The organism is Kitasatospora sp. NPDC030952 (assembly GCF_055571335.1).
This window is the reverse complement of the sequence record NZ_JBVIFM010000003.1, coordinates 147,822-166,100: the sequence shown is the minus strand read 5'-3', so window position 1 is coordinate 166,100 and position 18,279 is coordinate 147,822. Positions and strand designations below refer to the sequence as shown.

16 protein-coding genes are annotated in these 18,279 nt (G+C 71.4%); all 16 read left to right on the top strand.

Annotated elements, in window-relative coordinates; genetic code table 11:
• The first annotated feature begins 31 nt into the window (after positions 1–31).
• The 16 genes from lysA (at position 32) to atpE (ending at position 18,269) form a co-directional block, all read left to right on the top strand.
• The gene (gene lysA / locus ACZ47G_RS08365) at positions 32–1,423 is read left to right on the top strand and encodes a diaminopimelate decarboxylase (protein ID WP_465740670.1); all 1,392 of its coding nucleotides are present in this window, start codon (positions 32–34) and stop codon (positions 1,421–1,423) included.
• A gap of 138 nt (positions 1,424–1,561) precedes the next feature.
• Entirely contained in the window at positions 1,562–2,854 is a 1,293-nt protein-coding gene (locus tag ACZ47G_RS08360; RefSeq protein WP_380452882.1) for a homoserine dehydrogenase, read from the top strand.
• A gap of 10 nt (positions 2,855–2,864) precedes the next feature.
• Positions 2,865–3,962 (top strand): threonine synthase, encoded by a 1,098-nt coding sequence (thrC, locus tag ACZ47G_RS08355; protein WP_465740669.1) that lies wholly within the window; start codon positions 2,865–2,867, stop codon positions 3,960–3,962.
• 366 nt (positions 3,963–4,328) lie between these two features.
• Positions 4,329–5,267, top strand: coding sequence for a homoserine kinase (gene thrB / locus ACZ47G_RS08350; protein ID WP_465740668.1), 939 nt, complete (start codon positions 4,329–4,331; stop codon positions 5,265–5,267).
• A 579-nt stretch (positions 5,268–5,846) separates the two neighbouring features.
• A complete protein-coding gene (gene rho, locus ACZ47G_RS08345) occupies positions 5,847–7,955 on the top strand; it encodes a transcription termination factor Rho (RefSeq protein ID WP_465740667.1) in 2,109 nt (702 codons plus the stop codon).
• 140 nt (positions 7,956–8,095) lie between these two features.
• Positions 8,096–9,232: an LCP family protein gene (locus tag ACZ47G_RS08340; RefSeq protein WP_465740666.1), complete on the top strand. Its 1,137-nt coding sequence runs from the start codon at positions 8,096–8,098 to the stop codon at positions 9,230–9,232.
• 163 nt (positions 9,233–9,395) lie between these two features.
• The gene (gene rpmE, locus ACZ47G_RS08335) at positions 9,396–9,617 is read left to right on the top strand and encodes a 50S ribosomal protein L31 (RefSeq protein ID WP_030235761.1); all 222 of its coding nucleotides are present in this window, start codon (positions 9,396–9,398) and stop codon (positions 9,615–9,617) included.
• Between the two features lie 147 nt (positions 9,618–9,764).
• A complete protein-coding gene (prfA, locus tag ACZ47G_RS08330; RefSeq protein WP_380452892.1) occupies positions 9,765–10,841 on the top strand; it encodes a peptide chain release factor 1 in 1,077 nt (358 codons plus the stop codon).
• 63 nt (positions 10,842–10,904) lie between these two features.
• Positions 10,905–11,771: a peptide chain release factor N(5)-glutamine methyltransferase gene (gene prmC / locus ACZ47G_RS08325; protein ID WP_380452894.1), complete on the top strand. Its 867-nt coding sequence runs from the start codon at positions 10,905–10,907 to the stop codon at positions 11,769–11,771.
• 169 nt (positions 11,772–11,940) lie between these two features.
• Positions 11,941–12,588, top strand: a complete 648-nt coding sequence (locus ACZ47G_RS08320; protein ID WP_380452896.1) for an L-threonylcarbamoyladenylate synthase — start codon at positions 11,941–11,943, stop codon at positions 12,586–12,588.
• A gap of 32 nt (positions 12,589–12,620) precedes the next feature.
• The gene (locus ACZ47G_RS08315; protein ID WP_380452987.1) at positions 12,621–13,262 is read left to right on the top strand and encodes an arsenate reductase/protein-tyrosine-phosphatase family protein; all 642 of its coding nucleotides are present in this window, start codon (positions 12,621–12,623) and stop codon (positions 13,260–13,262) included.
• Positions 13,263–13,369: 107 nt separating this feature from the next.
• The gene (locus ACZ47G_RS08310; protein WP_465740665.1) at positions 13,370–14,644 is read left to right on the top strand and encodes a serine hydroxymethyltransferase; all 1,275 of its coding nucleotides are present in this window, start codon (positions 13,370–13,372) and stop codon (positions 14,642–14,644) included.
• A 179-nt stretch (positions 14,645–14,823) separates the two neighbouring features.
• Positions 14,824–16,104: an MraY family glycosyltransferase gene (locus tag ACZ47G_RS08305; protein WP_465740664.1), complete on the top strand. Its 1,281-nt coding sequence runs from the start codon at positions 14,824–14,826 to the stop codon at positions 16,102–16,104.
• A 297-nt stretch (positions 16,105–16,401) separates the two neighbouring features.
• Entirely contained in the window at positions 16,402–16,845 is a 444-nt protein-coding gene (locus tag ACZ47G_RS08300; protein ID WP_465740663.1) for a hypothetical protein, read from the top strand.
• A 285-nt stretch (positions 16,846–17,130) separates the two neighbouring features.
• On the top strand, positions 17,131–17,943 hold the full coding sequence (gene atpB / locus ACZ47G_RS08295; RefSeq protein WP_380452903.1) for a F0F1 ATP synthase subunit A: 813 nt from the start codon (positions 17,131–17,133) through the stop codon (positions 17,941–17,943).
• An 89-nt stretch (positions 17,944–18,032) separates the two neighbouring features.
• On the top strand, positions 18,033–18,269 hold the full coding sequence (gene atpE, locus ACZ47G_RS08290; RefSeq protein ID WP_097236234.1) for an ATP synthase F0 subunit C: 237 nt from the start codon (positions 18,033–18,035) through the stop codon (positions 18,267–18,269).
• Positions 18,270–18,279 lie beyond the last annotated feature (10 nt).

The window sequence follows — 18,279 nt, the reverse complement described above, 5'->3', positions numbered from 1 at the left end:
GCCCCTCGCCATAGCTCGAAGGACTTAGGACATGAGTCGTTCCGCACACCCCGCAGGCCCCCGCCACGGCGACGTCCTGCCCGAGGGCCACTACCAGGCCCCGCCGGCCGACCTGAACGCGCTCGACCCCAAGGTCTGGTCGCGCACCGTCGCCCGTGATGCCGAGGGCGTGGCCACCGTCGGCGGGATCGACGTCAGGCGGCTGGCGGCCGAGTTCGGCACCCCGGCCTACGTGCTCGACGAGGAGGACTTCCGCAGCCGGGCCCGCGCCTGGCGGGACGCCTTCGGCGCCGACGCGGATGTCTACTACGCCGGGAAGGCGTTCCTCTCCAAGGCGGTCGTGCGCTGGCTGCACGAGGAGGGCCTCAACCTCGACGTGTGCAGCGCCGGCGAGCTGGCGGTGGCACTGGCCGCCGGGATGCCGCCGGAGCGGATCGCGCTGCACGGCAACAACAAGTCGGTGGACGAACTCGAGCACGCGGTGAAGACCGGGGTCGGGCACATCGTGGTCGACTCCTACGAGGAGATCGAGCGGCTGGCCACGATCGCCGCCCGCCAGGGCGTGCGCCAGCAGGTGCTGATCCGGATCACCGTCGGCGTCGAGGCGCACACCCACGAGTTCATCGCCACGGCGCACGAGGACCAGAAGTTCGGCCTGTCGCTGACCGGCGGAGCGGCCGCCGAGGCGGTGCGCCGGGTGCTCGGCCACGACAGCCTGGAACTGCGCGGCATCCACTCGCACATCGGCTCGCAGATCTTCGACATGGCGGGCTTCGAGGTCGCCGCCCGCCGGGTGGTCGGCCTGCTGGCCGGGATCCGCGACGAGCACGGCGTGGAACTGCCCGAGATCGACCTGGGCGGCGGCCTGGGCATCGCGTACACCAGCGAGGACGACCCGCGCGAGCCGGCCGAGATCGCCGCCGCACTGGCCGAGATCGTCCGCCGCGAGTGCGCCGCCGCGAACCTGAGCGCCCCCCGGCTGAGCGTGGAGCCGGGCCGTGCGATCGTCGGCCCGACCGCGTTCACCCTGTACGAGGTCGGCACGGTCAAGCCGCTGGAGGGCCTGCGCACCTACGTCAGCGTGGACGGCGGGATGTCCGACAACATCCGCACCGCGCTGTACGACGCCGAGTACTCGGTGGCCCTGGTGTCGCGCACCAGCGACGCGGAGCCGATGCTGGTCCGGGTGGTCGGCAAGCACTGCGAGTCCGGCGACATCGTGGTCAAGGACGCCTTCCTGCCGGCCGACCTGGCCCCGGGCGACCTGATCGCGGTGCCCGCCACCGGTGCCTACTGTCGCTCGATGGCGAGCAACTACAACCACGCCCTCAGGCCCCCGGTGCTCGCCGTCAAGGACGGTGCGGCCCGGGTGCTCGTCCGGCGCGAGACGGAGGAGGATCTCCTGCGTCTGGATATCGGATGACGAAATCCTTGTCTCAGATCATGGAACGACCGTAGATCCGTGCGGAAAGTCCCCGAGACTGGTACGGACCGAAGTTCCCGGCGGCCCCCGAAAAACCGCCGGAAATACCGAAGCACGAAGAATGCAGAGCGGAGTCGGATGATGCGTACGCGCCCGCTGAAGGTGGCGTTGCTGGGTTGTGGTGTGGTGGGCTCCGAGGTGGCGCGCATCATGACGACGACGGCCGACGACCTCGCCGCTCGCATCGGTGCCCCGGTCGAGCTCGCCGGGATCGCGGTCCGCCGGGCCGGCCGGGTGCGCCCGGGGGTGCCCGAGCACCTGATCACCACCGACGCCGAGGCCCTGGTGGGCCGGGGCGACATCGACGTGGTGGTCGAGGTGGTGGGCGGGATCGAGCCCTCCAAATCGCTGATCCTGTCCGCCTTCGAGCAGGGTGCCTCGGTGGTCAGCGCCAACAAGGCGCTGCTCGCCCAGGACGGTACCGAGCTGCACGCGGCCGCCGCCGCGGCCGGTGTGGACCTGTACTACGAGGCCGCGGTTGCGGGCGCGATCCCGCTGCTGCGCCCGCTGCGCGAGTCCCTCGCCGGGGACAAGGTGAACCGGGTGCTGGGCATCGTCAACGGCACCACCAACTTCATCCTGGACAAGATGGACACCACCGGCGCCGGCTACTCGGAGGCGCTGGAGGAGGCCACCGCGCTCGGTTACGCCGAGGCCGACCCGACGGCCGACGTCGAGGGCTTCGACGCCGCCGCCAAGGCCGCGATCCTGGCCGGGATCGCCTTCCACACCAAGGTCACCGCGGCGGACGTCTACCGCGAGGGCATCACCGAGGTGACCGCCGCCGACATCGCCTCCGCCAAGGAGATGGGCGCCGTGGTCAAGCTGCTCGCGATCTGCGAGCGGGCCGCCGACGGTGAGTCCGTCACCGCGCGCGTCCACCCGGCGATGATCCCACTCTCGCACCCGCTGGCGTCCGTCCGCGAGGCGTACAACGCGGTGTTCGTCGAGGCCGAGGCGGCCGGCCGGCTGATGTTCTACGGCCCCGGCGCGGGCGGCTCGCCGACCGCCTCCGCGGTGCTCGGCGACCTGGTCGCGGTCTGCCGCAACAAGCTGGCCGGGTCCACCGGCCCCGGTGACTCCGTGTACACGCAGCTGCCCGCCAAGCCGATGGACGAGGTGGTCACCCGCTACCACGTCAGCCTGGACGTGGACGACCGGGCGGGCGTGCTCGCCCAGGTCGCGTCCGTCTTCGCCGAGCACGGCGTCTCCATCGACACCGTGCGCCAGCAGGGCCGCGACGGCGACGCCTCGCTCGTCGTGGTCACCCACCGTGCCACCGACGCCGCGCTGTCGGCGACGGTCGACAAGCTCCGCGCGCTGGACAGCGTGCGGGACGTGGCCAGCATCATGCGGGTCGAAGGGGAATAAGGAACCAGCCATGAACGCCGTTGCCGAGAACGTCGTCCGAGGCGCGCACACCCACCAGTGGCGCGGCCTGATCGAGGAGTACCGGGACCGCCTGCCGGTCACCGCGGCCACCCCGGTGGTCACCCTGCTGGAGGGCGGCACGCCCCTGGTACCCGCGCAGGTGCTCTCCGAGCGCACCGGCTGCGAGGTCTACCTCAAGGTCGAGGGCGCCAACCCGACCGGCTCCTTCAAGGACCGCGGGATGACGATGGCCATCTCCAAGGCCAAGGAGGCGGGCGCGCAGGCCGTCATCTGCGCGTCCACCGGCAACACTTCGGCCTCCGCCGCCGCGTACGCGGTGCGGGCCGGGATGGTCTGCGCGGTGCTCGTCCCGCAGGGCAAGATCGCCCTGGGCAAGATGGGCCAGGCACTGGTGCACGGCGCCCGGATCCTGCAGGTCGACGGCAACTTCGACGACTGCCTGACGCTGGCCCGCGAACTGTCCGAGAAGTACCCGGTGGCGCTGGTCAACTCGGTGAACCCGGTGCGGATCGAGGGCCAGAAGACGGCGGCCTTCGAGATCGTCGACATGCTCGGCGACGCCCCGGACATCCACGTCCTGCCGGTGGGCAACGCGGGCAACATCACCGCCTACTGGAAGGGCTACCGGGAGTACGCCACCGACGGGATGGCCGCCCGCACCCCGCGGATGTGGGGCTTCCAGGCGGCCGGTTCGGCCCCGATCGTGGACGGCGCGCCCGTCCTCAAGCCGCAGACCATCGCCACCGCGATCCGGATCGGCAACCCGGCCTCCTGGGACTTCGCGCTCGCCGCGCGGGACGAGTCCGGCGGCCTCATCGACAAGGTGACGGACCGTCAGATCCTGTCCGCCTACCGGCTGTTGGCCTCGCAGGAGGGCGTCTTCGTGGAGCCCGCCTCGGCCGCCTCGGTGGCCGGTCTGCTGGCCAAGGCGGAGGCCGGCCTGGTCGACCCGGGCCAGCGGATCGTCTGCACGGTGACCGGCAACGGCCTCAAGGACCCGGACTGGGCGGTGGCCGGCGCGCCGCAGCCGCAGGTCGTCCCGGTCGACCCGGCGGCCGCGGCCCGGCAGCTCGGACTGCTCGACTGACGGCGGGTCGGACACGTCGACGGGCCGACCCTTTCGAGGGGCGGCCCGTCGAAGTTCTCCGGTGACACTTTTGTGTCAATTCCGCTTCGCATTCCGATCCGATTCCGTCCCGCTCTTTGACCGGGAGGGGTGCGCATTCCGGCCAGAACCGGCAACACACCAGATCGAAGGCCCACGGGGTGTACCACTGGGGAACCTCTCTTCGATACTCTGGGTCCGGCCGTGTGGCACATGCCCCGGGCTCGTCCTGGTACGGGCCGCGCCGACGACAGCGACCGCCAGGCCCGAGTGGCCCGCGGCCCTTCCCCCACCCTCGCACCGACGACGCGCTCCGCGCCGCCCGATTTCCCCAGGAGAGTCCACCGCATGGCCGGTCCTGCGTTCCGTGCCGCCGCCGTCCGGGTCAGGGTTCCCGCGACCAGCGCCAATCTCGGCCCGGGCTTCGACGCCTTCGGGCTCGCGCTGGGTCTGTACGACGACGTGGTCGTCCGGGTCTCCGACTCCGGCCTCGCCGTCGACATCGCCGGCGAGGGCGCCGGGACGCTGCCCCGGGACGAGCGCCACCTGCTGGTCCGCTCGATGCGGGCCGCCTTCGACCGGCTCGGCGGCCAGCCGCGCGGCCTCGAAGTGGTCTGCGCCAACCGGATACCGCACGGCCGCGGCCTGGGCTCCTCCTCGGCCGCCATCTGCGCCGGCATCGTGGCCGCCCGCGCCGTCACCATCGGCGGCCCGTCCGCGCTGGACGACGACGCGCTGCTGGCCCTCGCCTCCGAGCTGGAGGGCCACCCCGACAACGTCGCGGCCTGCCTGCGCGGCAACTTCACCATCGCCTGGACCGACGAGGAGTCGGCCAAGGCGGTCGCCCTGGAGCCCTCCGAGCAGGTCGTCCCGGTCGTGTTCGTCCCGGCCGGCGAGGTGCTCACCGAGACCGCCCGCGGCCTGCTGCCGAAGACCGTCCCGCTGGCCGACGCCGCCGTCAACGCGGGCCGTTCCGCGCTGCTGGTGGAGGCGTTGACCCGGCGGCCCGAGCTGCTCCTCGCCGCCACCGAGGACCGGCTGCACCAGGACTACCGCGCCTCCGCCATGCCGGACAGCGCCGCGCTGGTCGGCGTGCTGCGCGCGGAGGGCGTCCCCGCGGTCATCTCCGGCGCCGGCCCGACCGTGCTGGCGCTCACCGACGAGGCGGGCGTCGACAAGGTGCTCTCCTTCGCCGGGCACCACGGCCACGGCGGCGATCCGGCGTTCGCCGCGCACCGCCTCGGCGTCGACCGGACCGGGGCCACCGTGCTCCCGCTGGACGTCTGAGCTGCGGGTTCGGCCCGGCGTCGAGCCGGGTCGTCCGGACACGATTGGCAAGCCCGAGGTCGGGGAATGTCTGAGGGGGTCGGTAGTGTTAACCTCATTGCTGCACCAGGTGCCCTCCGGGGCTCGGTGCGCCGCGTCCCGATCCCAGCACTCCACTGCCGTGGAGCCGCCGCGATGTCCGGGGCGACGATTCTCCGGGAGCCCACCGCAGCGCGTACGCAGCCTGCCTGCGCGACACGCGGCCGCATCCCGAAGCCGTGACGGCACCTGACTCCCACCCGCGGCCTCCCACCTGGAGGCACAGGACGGGCGGAGCGCGGGCCACCGTCACGCGACGGGGGCCCGGGATTCGCAGGCAGCGTGGGGGCAACGCCCTCTGGGGAGGCCGATACACGGCCGCCCACCGCGCCACCTCAGCACCACCGTGCTTCATGCACCGCACCTCGCAGCTCTCCCTCGACGGGCTCCCGCCATTCGAGGGATCACCGCCTCGGACCGACGCAGTCGAGCGTTGGTCAGGACAGCACAACCGGTCGCCGAGCCAGACAGGCCGACGTCCGCTCCAGGGAAGGACCCTTAGTGAGCGACTCCACCGATCTGATGGGCGCGCGCCCGGACGCCGAGGCGTCGGACGCAGCCGCCGCCCCCGCTGCCCCGGCCCGCCGCCGCCGCAGTGCCGCCGCGGGCCTGGACGGCATGGTCCTCGCCGAGCTGCAGAAGCTCGCCGCGGACCTGGGCATCACCGGTACCGGACGCATGCGCAAGAGCCAGCTGATCGAGACCATCAAGGAGAAGAGCGGCGGGGACCCGCTGCTCGCCGCCGGTGGCGCCCCGGCCGCCAAGCGCACCGCCGCCAAGGCGGACGCCGAGGCCCCGGCCGAGAAGCCGGCCCGCCGCACCAAGGCCGCCGCCGCCGCTGCCGCGGCCCCGGCCGCCGAGCCGCAGGCCCAGATCGAGATCCCGGTCCAGGCCGCCGCCGAGACCGCCGCGCCGGCCCGTGCCGAGCGCACCCGCCGCCGCGCCACCTCGGCCGCCGGCGCCCCCACCGCCCCGGTCGCGGCCGCCGAGGCCCCCGCCGAGGCCGCCACCGTCGCGGTGGCCGAGCCCAAGCAGGCCGACCGTCCGGCCGAGACCCGCGCCTTCGAGGGCCGGGAGGAGAGCCGCGAGACCCGCCGCGACCGCCGCGAGCGCCGCGACCGCCGTGACGGCGGCGAGCGCACCGAGCGTCAGGACGCCGGCGAGGCCCAGGCCGGGCAGGACGCCGACGGCCGCGAGTCGCGCCGCGACCGCCGCAACCGCCGCGAGCGGACCGACCGCCAGGGCGGCCAGCAGGGTCAGCAGCAGGGCCAGGGCGAGAGCCAGCCGCGCCGCGAGGGCGGCCAGGCCCAGCAGTCCCAGCAGGCCCAGCAGCCGCAGGCCCAGCAGGGCGGCTACGACGACGACGAGTTCGGCGAGGGCCGTCGGGGCCGTCGCGGCCGGTACCGCGACCGCCGGGGCCGTCGCGGCCGCGAGGGCTTCGAGGCCGGCCCGGTCGAGACGCAGATCGGCGAGGACGACGTCCTGATCCCGGTCGCGGGCATCCTCGACATCCTCGACAACTACGCGTTCGTCCGCACCTCCGGCTACCTGCCGGGCCAGAACGACGTCTACGTCTCGCTCGCCCAGGTCCGCAAGAACGGCCTGCGCAAGGGTGACGCCATCACCGGTGCGGTGCGCCAGCCGCGCGAGGGCGAGCGCCGCGAGAAGTTCAACGCCATGGTGCGGCTGGACTCCGTCAACGGCATGGACCCGGAGACCGGCCGCGGCCGCCCCGAGTTCAACAAGCTCACCCCGCTGTACCCGCAGGACCGGCTGCGCCTGGAGACCGACCCGGGCGTGCTGACCACCCGGATCATCGACCTGGTGTCGCCGATCGGCAAGGGCCAGCGCGGTCTGATCGTCGCGCCGCCGAAGACCGGCAAGACCATGGTGCTGCAGGCGGTCGCCAACGCGATCACCCACAACAACCCCGAGTGCCACCTGATGGTCGTCCTGGTCGACGAGCGTCCGGAAGAGGTCACCGACATGCAGCGGTCGGTGAAGGGCGAGGTCATCTCCTCGACCTTCGACCGCCCGGCCGAGGACCACACCACCGTCGCCGAGCTGGCCATCGAGCGCGCCAAGCGCCTGGTGGAGCTGGGCCACGACGTGGTCATCCTGCTGGACTCGATCACCCGCCTGGGCCGCGCCTACAACCTGGCGGCGCCGGCCTCCGGCCGCATCCTGTCCGGTGGTGTCGACTCGACCGCGCTGTACCCGCCGAAGAAGTTCTTCGGTGCCGCGCGCAACATCGAGAACGGCGGCTCGCTGACCATCCTGGCCACCGCGCTGGTCGAGACCGGCTCGCGCATGGACGAGGTGATCTTCGAGGAGTTCAAGGGCACCGGCAACATGGAGCTCAAGCTCGACCGGAAGCTCTCGGACAAGCGCATCTTCCCGGCCGTCGACGTGGACGCCTCCAGCACCCGCAAGGAGGAGATCCTGCTCGGCAGCGAGGAGTTGGCCATCGTCTGGAAGCTGCGCCGGGTGCTGCACGCGCTCGACTCGCAGCAGGCGATCGAGCTGCTCCTGGACAAGATGAAGCAGACCAAGAGCAACGCCGAGTTCCTGATGCAGATCGCCAAGACCACCCCCGGCTCCAACGACTGACGGTAGCCGGACGGCCGACGGACCACGGAACCCCGGATCGCGCGAGCGGTCCGGGGTTCCGCGCGTCCGCGGCCGCTTTGTTCCAGAGTTGGGACAGCTTGGGACTATTTGATCTTCTTGTCCGTTTTACTCTGGACCGTATGGCCGAGCACAAGAGGGTCCCGAGTCGCCGCCGCAAGGTCCTGCGGTGGTCCGCCTGCGCGGTCGCCGCGCTCGTCGTCGCCGGCGGCGGGGCGGGTGCCTACGCGTACCTGAAGCTCAACGGCAACATCAAGAGCGTCGACATCGACTCCCGCCTCGGTGACGCCCGGCCCCCGGCCGCCACCGACGGCTCCTTCAACATCCTGGTGCTGGGCTCCGACTCCCGGGTCGGCGAGAACGGCGACCTGGCCGGCGGGGACACCGGTGACTCCGCCCGCTCCGACACCGCGATGGTGGTGCACATCAGCCAGGACCACTCGCGGGCCTCGGTCGTCTCGATCCCGCGCGACACCCTGGTCGACCGCCCGCAGTGCACCGACGCCGGCGGCAAGGCCGTCCCGGCGCTCAAGCGCGCGATGTACAACAGCGCCTTCGAGTCCGGCGGCGCGGCCTGCGCGGTCAAGACCACCGAGCAGCTCACCGGGCTGCGGATGGACCACTACCTCCAGGTGGACTTCGCCGGCTTCGCCCGGGTCGTGGACGCGATAGGCGGGGCCACCGTGGACACCACGGTGGCCATCCACGACAAGGACAGCGGGCTCGACCTGCCGGCCGGCCGGCACCACCTCGACGGCCAGCAGGCGCTGGCCTTCGTGCGCACCCGGCACGGCGTCGGCGACGGCAGCGACCTCGGCCGGATCGAGCTGCAGAAGCAGATGGTCAAGTCGCTGCTCCAGCAGGCCGGCGGGATCGGGCTGTTCTCCAACCCGGTCAAGCTGTGGTCGATCGGCGACACCATGACCAAGAGCATCACCACCGACTCGGTGCTCGGCTCGGTGAACTCGCTGGTGGGGCTCGTCCAGGAGCTCAAGGGGATCGGACCGGACCAGCTGACCATGGTCACCCTGCCGGTGGTGACCGCCCCCAGTGACCCCAACCGGGTGGTCGAGCAGCAGCCGCAGGCCGGGAACCTCTGGGGGGCGCTCAAGGCCGACCAGCCGATCCCGCAGGCGGTCGTCTCGGCCCAGCCCGAGAACCCCGCCCAGGCGGCCCCCACGGCCTCCCCGGCGGCCGTCCCGAAGGTCGCCCCGAAACCCGCCGCGAAGTCCACCGCGACGGCCACCGCGCGGCGCTGACGGGGCCCGCCGGAAGTATCCGGAATGTCCCCCGGAATAAGCCGCGGTGGGCCCCGGTTTGGGAAGATGCGGCCGGTCCTGGCAGACTGGTACGTCGGTCCCGGTTCACGTGCGGCACTCCCAGCCGCCGACCCGGTGCCCTCCCGAAAACTAGGAGAACCCCTTGAAGTCCAACGTTCACCCGGAGTACGTGGTCACCCGCGTGACCTGCACCTGCGGCGCCGAGTTCACCACCCGCTCGACCGAGACCAGTGGCGAGATCCGCGCCGAGGTCTGCTCGCAGTGCCACCCGTTCTACACCGGCAAGCAGAAGATCCTCGACACCGGTGGCCGCGTGGCCCGCTTCGAGGCCCGCTTCGGCAAGCAGCACAGCGCGAAGGCCTAGCGCTCCCTCGGCGCCGGTTCCCGGTGCCCCCGTACTCGTTGTCGGGGGCGCAGGGGACCGGCGCCGTTCGCGTCCCAGCGCGCGTTCCGCAGTTCCACCCGTTCCGAACCCCCACACGTTCCGAGCCCCCGGGAAGAAGGCCACCCCATGTTCGAGGCAGTCGAAGAGCTCCTCGTCGAGCACGCCGACCTCGAAACGAGGCTGGCCGACCCGTCGGTCCACGCGGACCAGAACAACGCCCGCAAGCTGGCCAAGCGGTACGCCGAGCTGACCCCGATCACCCGGGTCTACCGGCAGTGGCGGCAGGCCGGCGAGGACATCGAGGCCGCGCGCGAACTCGCCGCCGAGGACCCGGAGTTCCTCTCCGAGGTGAAGGACTCCGAGGCGCGCCGCGACGAGCTGACCGAGGAACTGCGCCTGCTGCTCGTCCCGCGCGACCCGAGCGACGACAAGGACGTCATCCTGGAGATCAAGGCGGGCGAGGGCGGCGAGGAGTCCGCGCTGTTCGCCGGCGACCTGCTCCGGATGTACCTGCGCTTCGCCGAGCGGGTCGGCTGGAAGACCGAGCTCATCGACTCCAACGAGTCCGACCTCGGCGGCTACAAGGACGTCTCGGTGGCCGTGAAGACCAAGGGCAACGCCGAGCCCGGCCAGGGCGTCTGGGCCCGGCTGAAGTACGAGGGCGGCGTGCACCGCGTGCAGCGCGTCCCCGCCACCGAGTCGCAGGGCCGCATCCACACCTCCGCGGCGGGCGTGCTGGTCACCCCCGAGGCGGAGGAGGTCGAGGTCGAGATCGTCGCCAACGACCTGCGGATCGACGTCTACCGGTCCTCCGGCCCCGGCGGCCAGTCGGTCAACACCACCGACTCCGCGGTCCGGATCACCCACCTGCCGACCGGTATCGTGGCGTCCTGCCAGAACGAGAAGAGCCAGCTGCAGAACAAGGAGCAGGCGATGCGCATCCTGCGTTCGCGGCTGCTGGCCGCCGCGCAGGAGGAAGCCGAGCGGGAGGCCTCGGACGCGCGTCGCAGCCAGGTCCGTACGGTGGACCGCTCCGAGCGGATCCGGACGTACAACTACCCGGAGAACCGCATCTCGGACCACCGCACGGGGTTCAAGTCGTACAACCTGGACCAGGTCCTGGACGGCGACCTGAACGCGGTGATCCAGTCCTGCGTCGACAAGGACGCGGCGGCCAAGCTCGCCGCGGCCCAAGAGAACTGAGACCGGCGCGCCCCAGCCCGACGCAAGCCCGAAGCCGGAGCGCAGAAACATGAGGTCGTACGGATGAACCTGCTGCTCGCCGAGGTGGCCCAGGCCACCCAGCGGTTGGCCGCGGCCGGCGTGCCGTCGCCGCGCTTCGACGCGGAGGAACTCGCCGCCTACGTCCACAACGTCAAGCGCAGCCAGCTGCACACGGTGAAGGACGCCGACTTCGACGCCCGCTACTGGGAGGCGGTCTCGCGCCGCGAGGCCCGCGAGCCGCTGCAGCACATCACCGGGCGGGCGTTCTTCCGCTACCTCGAACTGGCGGTCGGCCCCGGGGTGTTCGTGCCCCGGCCGGAGACCGAGACGGTCGTCGAGTGGGCGATAGACGCGGTGCGCGACATGGACGTCGCCGAGCCGCTGGTGGTCGACCTGTGCTCCGGCTCGGGCGCCATCGCGCTCGCCCTGGCCCAGGAACTGCCGCGCTCCACCGTGCACGCCTTCGAACTCGACCAGGGCGCGCTGGAGTACACCCGGCGCAACATCGAGGCCAGCCCGGACCGCGCCAGGGTCACCCTGCACGCCGGGGACGCCACCAAGGCCTTCGAGGACGACCGCTCCTGGGACGGCCGCTTCGACCTGGTGATCTCCAACCCGCCGTACATCCCGCTCACCGAGTGGGAGTACGTCGCGCCGGAGGCCCGCGACCACGACCCGCAGATGTCCCTGTTCTCCGGCGAGGACGGCCTGGACACCATCCGCGGCATCGAGCGGGTGGCCGCCCGGCTGCTGCGCCCGGGCGGCGCGGTGGTGATCGAGCACGCCGACCAGCAGGGCGGCCAGGTGCCGTGGATCTTCAACGAGGAACGCGGCTGGACGGACACCGCCGACCACCGCGACCTGAACAACCGGCCGCGCTTCACGACCGCCCGGAGGGTCGGGTCGTGAACATCGAGCACAGCACGACCGCCCGGAGGGTCGGGTCGTGAACATCGAGCACAGCACGACCGCCCGGAGGGTCGGGTCGTGAGCATCGAGCACAGCACGACCGCCCGTAAAGCCGCGCTGTGAAGACCGCCGTGAACGTCATGAGCCTGTCCGGAAGGGGACCGCACCGATGAGCCGCCGCTACGACTGTGCCGACGCCGGGGACCGCGCAACGGGTCTGCGCGAGGCCGCCTCGGCCATCCGCCGCGGCGAACTCGTCGTGCTGCCCACCGACACCCTCTACGGGGTCGGCGCGGACGCCTTCTCCCCGGAGGCCGTCGGTGACCTGCTGGCCGCCAAGGGCCGTGGCCGCAACATGCCCTCGCCCGTCCTGGTCGGCTCGCCGACCACCCTGCACGGCCTGGTCACCGACTTCTCCGAGCAGGCCTGGGAGCTGGTCGACGCGTTCTGGCCCGGCGGTCTCACCCTGGTCGCCAAGCACCAGCCCTCGCTGCGCTGGGACCTCGGCGAGACCCGCGGCACCGTCGCGGTCCGGATGCCGCTGCACCCGGTCGCCATCGAGCTGCTGAACGCCACCGGCCCGCTGGCCGTCTCCAGTGCCAACAAGACCGGCGGTCCGTCCCCGGCGACCTGCGACGAGGCGCAGGCCCAGCTCGGCGACGCGATCTCGGTCTACCTGGACGGCGGGAAGGCCGACCACGCCACCGCCTCGTCCATCGTCGACGTCACCGGCAAGGTCCCGGTCCTGCTGCGGGCCGGCGCGATCAGCATCGAGCAGCTGAGGGAGGTCGTCCCCGACCTGGAGGCCGGAAGTTGACACCCATCGCCTCGCTCCATGACGGGCCCGGCATAGCGCCGTACCTGAGCGTGGGTCCCAGGCCGCTGGACCACTTCCGGATCCTGTTCGTCTGCACCGGGAACATCTGCCGCTCGCCGATAGCCGAGCGGCTCACCCGGCGTGAGCTGGACACCCGGCTCAGCCCCCGGGTGGCCGGGCGGATCCTGGTGGAGAGCGCCGGCACCTGGGGCCATGTGGGCGCGCCGATGGAGGACCACGCCGTGACCGTGCTCGACGAGTACGGCGCCGACAGCGGCGGCTTCACCGGCCGGGAGCTGCTGGACGAGCACGTGGTCGAGGCCGACCTGGTGCTCACCGCGACCCTGGACCACCGCGCCCAGGTGATCTCGATGGGCCACGAGGCGGGCCTGCGCACCTTCACGATGAAGGAGTTCACCCGGCTGGTGCGGACGATCGACCCGGGCACCCTGCCGGACCCGCGCCGCGGCGCCGACGTCACCGAGCGGGCCCGCGCCCTGGTCCGGGCCGCCGCCGCGCTGCGCGGCTGGCTGCTGGCCGCCACCCCGGAGTCCGACGAGGTGGACGACCCGTACGGGGCGCCGATCGGCATGTTCCGCAACTGCGGCGAGGAGATATTCCACGCGGTCGACCCGGTGGTGACCGCGCTCACCGGCGTCCCGGCGCCGCGCTGAGGCCTTTCGGGCGGGCCCCGGGGCCGAACGGCCCTGCGTCGCCGTGCTGAGCGTGCGGCCCGGTCATACCCTGGGTGGACCGTCCCTGCAGCGCCCGGGAGCCTGCCATGACCGTCACCGATGCCGCGAGCGGCTCGACCGCGACGAGGGGGCGCCCGTGGGCGTCCGAGGCGCTGCACCGGGCTGATCCGCAGATCGCCGACCTGCTGGCCGCCGAGGCCGAGCGGCGGGCCGAGACGATCCAGCTGCTGGCGGGGGAGAACCTCACCAGCCCCGCCGTCCTGGCGGCGCTGACCGGCCCGCTGATCGACAAGTACGCCGAGGGCTACCCGGGCCGCCGGCACCACACCGGCTGCGCGCTGGCGGACGCCGCCGAGCTGCTGGCGATCGACCGGGCGCGCGAGCTGTTCGCCGCCTCGCACGCCAACGTCCAGCCCAGATCGGCGACTTCGGCGATGCTCGCGGCGTACGCGGCGCTGCTGCGGCCCGGTGACGGGGTGCTGGCGATGTCGCTGGAGCACGGCGGCCACCTCAGCTGCGGCTCGCGGGCCAACTTCTCCGGCCGCTGGTTCGACTTCACCGGCTACGGCGTGCGCGAGGCGGACGGCCTGATCGACCTCGACCAGGTGCGCGACCTGGCCCACCAGCACCGTCCGAAGGCCATCGTGGCGGGGTCGATCTCGCACCCCCGGCACCCGGACTGGGCGGCCTTCCGGGAGATCGCGGACGAGGTGGACGCCTATCTGATCGCCTCCGTCGCGCAGACCACCGGCCTGGTCGCGGCCGGAGTGGCGCCCTCCCCGGTGCCGTACGCGGACGTCACGGTGGCGGCCACCCACAAGCTGCTGCGCGGTCCGCGCGGGGGCCTGCTGCTGTGCACCGCGGAGCTGGCCGAGCGGATCGACCGGGCGGTGTTCCCGTTCAGCCAGGGCGGGGCGGCGATGAACGAGGTGGCCGGCAAGGCGGTGGCGCTGGCGGAGGCCGGGACGCCCGCCTACCGGGCGTACGCGCAGCGGACGGTGTCCGGGGCGCAGGAGATCGCCAGGGGGCTCGCAGAGGCCGGTATGCGCCCTCTGACGGGCGGTACCGACACCCACCTGGTGACCGTCGACGTCAGTCCGCTCGGCGTGACCGGCGCGGAGGCCGAACGGCGCTGCGCGGCGGCCGGGTTGCTGCTCGGCAAGTGCGCGCTGCCGTTCGACCCGGCGCCGGTCGCCGAGGCCTCCGGGATCAGGCTGGGCACGGGCACCGTGACCAGCCAGGGGATGGGCGGGGCGGAGCTGGCCGAGATCGCCGCACTGATCGCCCGGCTGCTCGCCGGGGAGGCGTCCGCGCCGGTCGCGGAGCGGGTCCGGGGGCTGGCGGCGGCCTTCGCGGGGTGAGCCCGGGGGCCGGGCGTCCACAGGTATTCGGTTCTCCTACCCGGGAGGGCGAACCGCGATGCACGCACCGGGCGTCCGACTCAATAAGGTGTGTGCCGTGGCGACGCACCTCGAACCCCGGGAAGGCAGGGGAGTACCTTCGGTACCTCCCCGTTCGACAGTGATGCAGGAGGCCAGTGGTGCGTGAGTATCTGCTGGTGCTGTTCTGCACCGCCGCCGTCACCTACCTGCTGACCGGACCGGTCCGGAAGTTCGCCATCGCGGCCGGCGCGATGCCCCCGGTCCGCGCCCGCGACGTTCACCGCGAGCCCACCCCGCGGCTCGGCGGCATCGCGATGTTCGGCGGGCTGTGCGCGGGCATCCTGGTCGCCTCGCAACTGGACAACCTGAGCAAGGTGTTCAACGGTGGCAGCGACATCCGCGCGCTGCTCTCCGGCGCCGGGATCATGTTCCTGCTCGGGGTGCTGGACGACAAGTGGGGCGTGGACGCCCTGGTGAAGCTCGGCGGCCAGATGATCGCCGCCGGTGTGATGGTCTGGCAGGGCGTCACGGTGATCACCCTCCCGGTGCCCGGCGTCGGCCCGGTCGCGGTGAGCCCGACCCAGGGCATGGTCATCTCGGTCACCCTGGTCGTCGTCATGGTCAACGCGGTGAACTTCATCGACGGCCTGGACGGCCTGGCGGGCGGCATGGTCTGCATCGCCGCGATGGCGTTCTTCCTGTACAGCTACCGGCTCTGGTACGGCTACGCGATCACCGACGCGGCCCCCGCGGTGCTGTTCAGCGTGCTGCTGATCGGCATGTGCATCGGCTTCCTGGCGCACAACATGCACCCCGCGCGGATCTTCATGGGCGACTCCGGCTCGATGATGCTGGGGCTGATGCTGGCCGTCGCCGCGATCTCGATCACCGGCCGGGTCGATCCGGACCTGATCAACAGCGAGACCGGTTCGCAGACCGCCACCGTGCACACCCTGGTGCCGATCTACATCCCGCTGCTGCTGCCGCTGACGGTCATCGCGCTGCCGCTGGCCGACCTGCTGCTCGCCGTGGTGCGCCGCACCTGGGCCGGCCAGTCCCCGTTCGCCGCGGACAAGCGCCACCTGCACCACCGGCTGCTCCAGGTCGGGCACTCGCACAGCCGGGCCGTGCTGATCATGTACTTCTGGGCGGCGCTGATCGCCTTCGGCACGGTCGCCTTCTCGGTGACCAACACCGGCCGCGCGGTGGTGCTGACCCTCGCCGGGCTCTGCCTGGTCGGCCTGGTGGTGCTGCTGACCCCGCGGTTCCGGCCGCGGGCGCCCCGGGCGGTGCAGTCCTTCGTCCCGCCGCGGTACCGGCGGCGGTCGTCCGCCGCACCGATGGCCGAACTGTCGGCGAAGGACAAGCAACTTCTCGGTGAAGCCGGCCGGGACCCGTCCGCGACCTCCGGCCACGGCAAGGCCACCGGCCGTCGGTGACACGGATGTTGACGACCCGCCAACTGGGCTCACTCGTTCGGCGGAATCACTGCTCCGTCGGTGTGACAGGAGCCACACATTCATGGTAAAGCTCTCATCAAATAGTTTGTGATACCGTTCACGAGTACCGAGAACACGCCGAAAGACCTGACAGGTGGATGACTTCCGTCCCTGGTCGGTCTCCCTCGACGGGCCCGCCTCGCGGGCGGCCCGGCGGCGGCCACTCGGTCCGGTGTCACCCCGCCACCATCTGTGCCCGTCCCCCCGCCACCTCGACATGCCGCCGGAGCTGCCGACATGCCGTCCACCGACGCCCGGATCCTCCGAGGCGCCGCGATTCCCACTGCGGTCGCCGGGATCATCGCCATGGCGATCTCGTTCGCTGTTGCCGGTGGGAAGGGGCTGCTCGGCGCCTTCTTCGGCGCGCTGCTGGTGATGGCCTTCTTCAGCTTCGGCCAGATCGCGCTCGACCGGCTGACCAGGTCGAACCCTCAAATGATGATGGCCGCAGGGCTGTTGGTGTACACCACGCAGATCCTGCTGGTCGGCATCGTGCTCGCGATCTTCAAGAACACCGAACTGTTCAACCGGCAGGCCTTCGCCTTCACCCTGCTGGGCTGCGCGCTGATCTGGACCGCCTTCCAGGTGCGCGGCGCACTCAAGGCCAAGACCTTCTACGTCGACACCGACGCCTCGGAAAAGAAGGGCGACAAGCCCTCCGACTCGGGACGTCAACAGTGACGAGGCCTGGCTGTCCCCCCAACGAGGGGGGCGGTGTTTATGCCGCACTGACGGCCTGCTATCGTCCGTCGCAACAACGGAGTACGGGAAGAGGCCAGGTCTGTCCGGATAGCGGACCGATCGCCCCCCGGACCCGCGCAGTCTTCGATGATCCCGCAGTCGCGCAGCGAGCCGTCGCGCGGGGTCGGCGAGAAACCCATCAAGTTCCAGTGCCGCTCCGTGGTCGCAGGCCACGCCGACACACCGAGGTTGCCGTATCCATGCGTCACGACGAAGGAGTCCGTGGTGAGTGCTGAACTCACGTCCCTCGCCTCAGGCAGTTGCCACTTCGGGGACGCTGGCTGCGGCTTCCCGGCCCCGGGTCTGAACGAGTTCCAGTTCAAGCCGATCTTCTCGGTCGGCGGCATCGACTTCAACAAGCCGATGCTGCTGTCGATCATCGTCGCGCTGCTGGTCGTCGTGTTCTTCTGGGCCGCCTTCGCCAAGCCGCGCCTGGTTCCGGGCAAGCTGCAGCTGGTCGGTGAGATCGGCTACGACTTCGTCAAGCGGTCCATCGTGCTGGAGACGATCGGCAAAAAGGGCGAGAAGTACGTCCCGATGCTGGTCTCGATGTTCTTCTTCGTGTGGCTGCTGAACATCATGTCGATCATCCCGTTCGCGCAGTTCCCCGTGACGGCGGCGATCGCGTTCCCGGCCGGCCTCGCGGCGGTCGTGTGGATCACCTACATGACGCTGACCTTCAAGAAGCACGGCTTCGTCGGCGGTCTGAAGAACCTCTGCTGGCCGTCGGGCATCCCCGGCTGGGTCATGTTCATCCTGGTGCCGATCGAGTTCTTCTCGAACATCTTCGTGCGCCCCTTCACGCTCGCGGTCCGAGCCTTCGCGAACATGTTCGCCGGCCACCTGCTGATCGTGATGTTCTCCATCGCCTCCTGGTACCTGCTCAGCCCGACCCTGGGCGCGCTCTACGGCTCGGCCTCGTTCATCGTCGCCGTCGGCCTGACCGCCTTCGAGCTGCTGGTCCAGTTCCTGCAGGCCTACATCTTCGTGATGCTGGCCAGCAGCTACATCGCCGGTGCCCTGGAAGAGGCGCACTGAGCCTGAGGCCCTGCCTCTCGTGAACCATCCGGATCGCCCGGTGGCCAATCACCACCGGTTCACCACCCCCTGCAAAGGACACAACTGCAATGACCATGATCGCTGAGGGCGTCGTCGGTTCCATCGCTTCCGTCGGTTACGGCCTTGCCGCCATCGGCCCCGGCATCGGCGTCGGTCTGATCTTCGGTAACGGTGTCCAGGCCATGGCCCGCCAGCCCGAGGCCGCCGGTCTCATCCGTTCCAACATGTTCATCGGCTTCGCGCTGACCGAGGCGCTCGCGCTCATCGGCATCGTCATGCCGTTCGTGTTCGGTACCGGCAAGTAATTCCGGCGCA

Bases quoted from the DNA above. Each gene is read 5' to 3' on its own strand.
- lysA (WP_465740670.1), top strand. From the start codon at position 32: ATGAGTCGTTCCGCACACCCCGCAGGCCCCCGCCACGGCGACGTCCTG.
- ACZ47G_RS08360 (WP_380452882.1), top strand. From the start codon at position 1,562: ATGATGCGTACGCGCCCGCTGAAGGTGGCGTTGCTGGGTTGTGGTGTG.
- thrC (WP_465740669.1), top strand. From the start codon at position 2,865: ATGAACGCCGTTGCCGAGAACGTCGTCCGAGGCGCGCACACCCACCAG.
- thrB (WP_465740668.1), top strand. From the start codon at position 4,329: ATGGCCGGTCCTGCGTTCCGTGCCGCCGCCGTCCGGGTCAGGGTTCCC.
- ACZ47G_RS08340 (WP_465740666.1), top strand. From the start codon at position 8,096: ATGGCCGAGCACAAGAGGGTCCCGAGTCGCCGCCGCAAGGTCCTGCGG.
- prfA (WP_380452892.1), top strand. From the start codon at position 9,765: ATGTTCGAGGCAGTCGAAGAGCTCCTCGTCGAGCACGCCGACCTCGAA.
- prmC (WP_380452894.1), top strand. From the start codon at position 10,905: ATGAACCTGCTGCTCGCCGAGGTGGCCCAGGCCACCCAGCGGTTGGCC.
- ACZ47G_RS08320 (WP_380452896.1), top strand. From the start codon at position 11,941: ATGAGCCGCCGCTACGACTGTGCCGACGCCGGGGACCGCGCAACGGGT.
- ACZ47G_RS08310 (WP_465740665.1), top strand. From the start codon at position 13,370: ATGACCGTCACCGATGCCGCGAGCGGCTCGACCGCGACGAGGGGGCGC.
- ACZ47G_RS08300 (WP_465740663.1), top strand. From the start codon at position 16,402: ATGCCGTCCACCGACGCCCGGATCCTCCGAGGCGCCGCGATTCCCACT.
- atpE (WP_097236234.1), top strand. From the start codon at position 18,033: ATGACCATGATCGCTGAGGGCGTCGTCGGTTCCATCGCTTCCGTCGGT.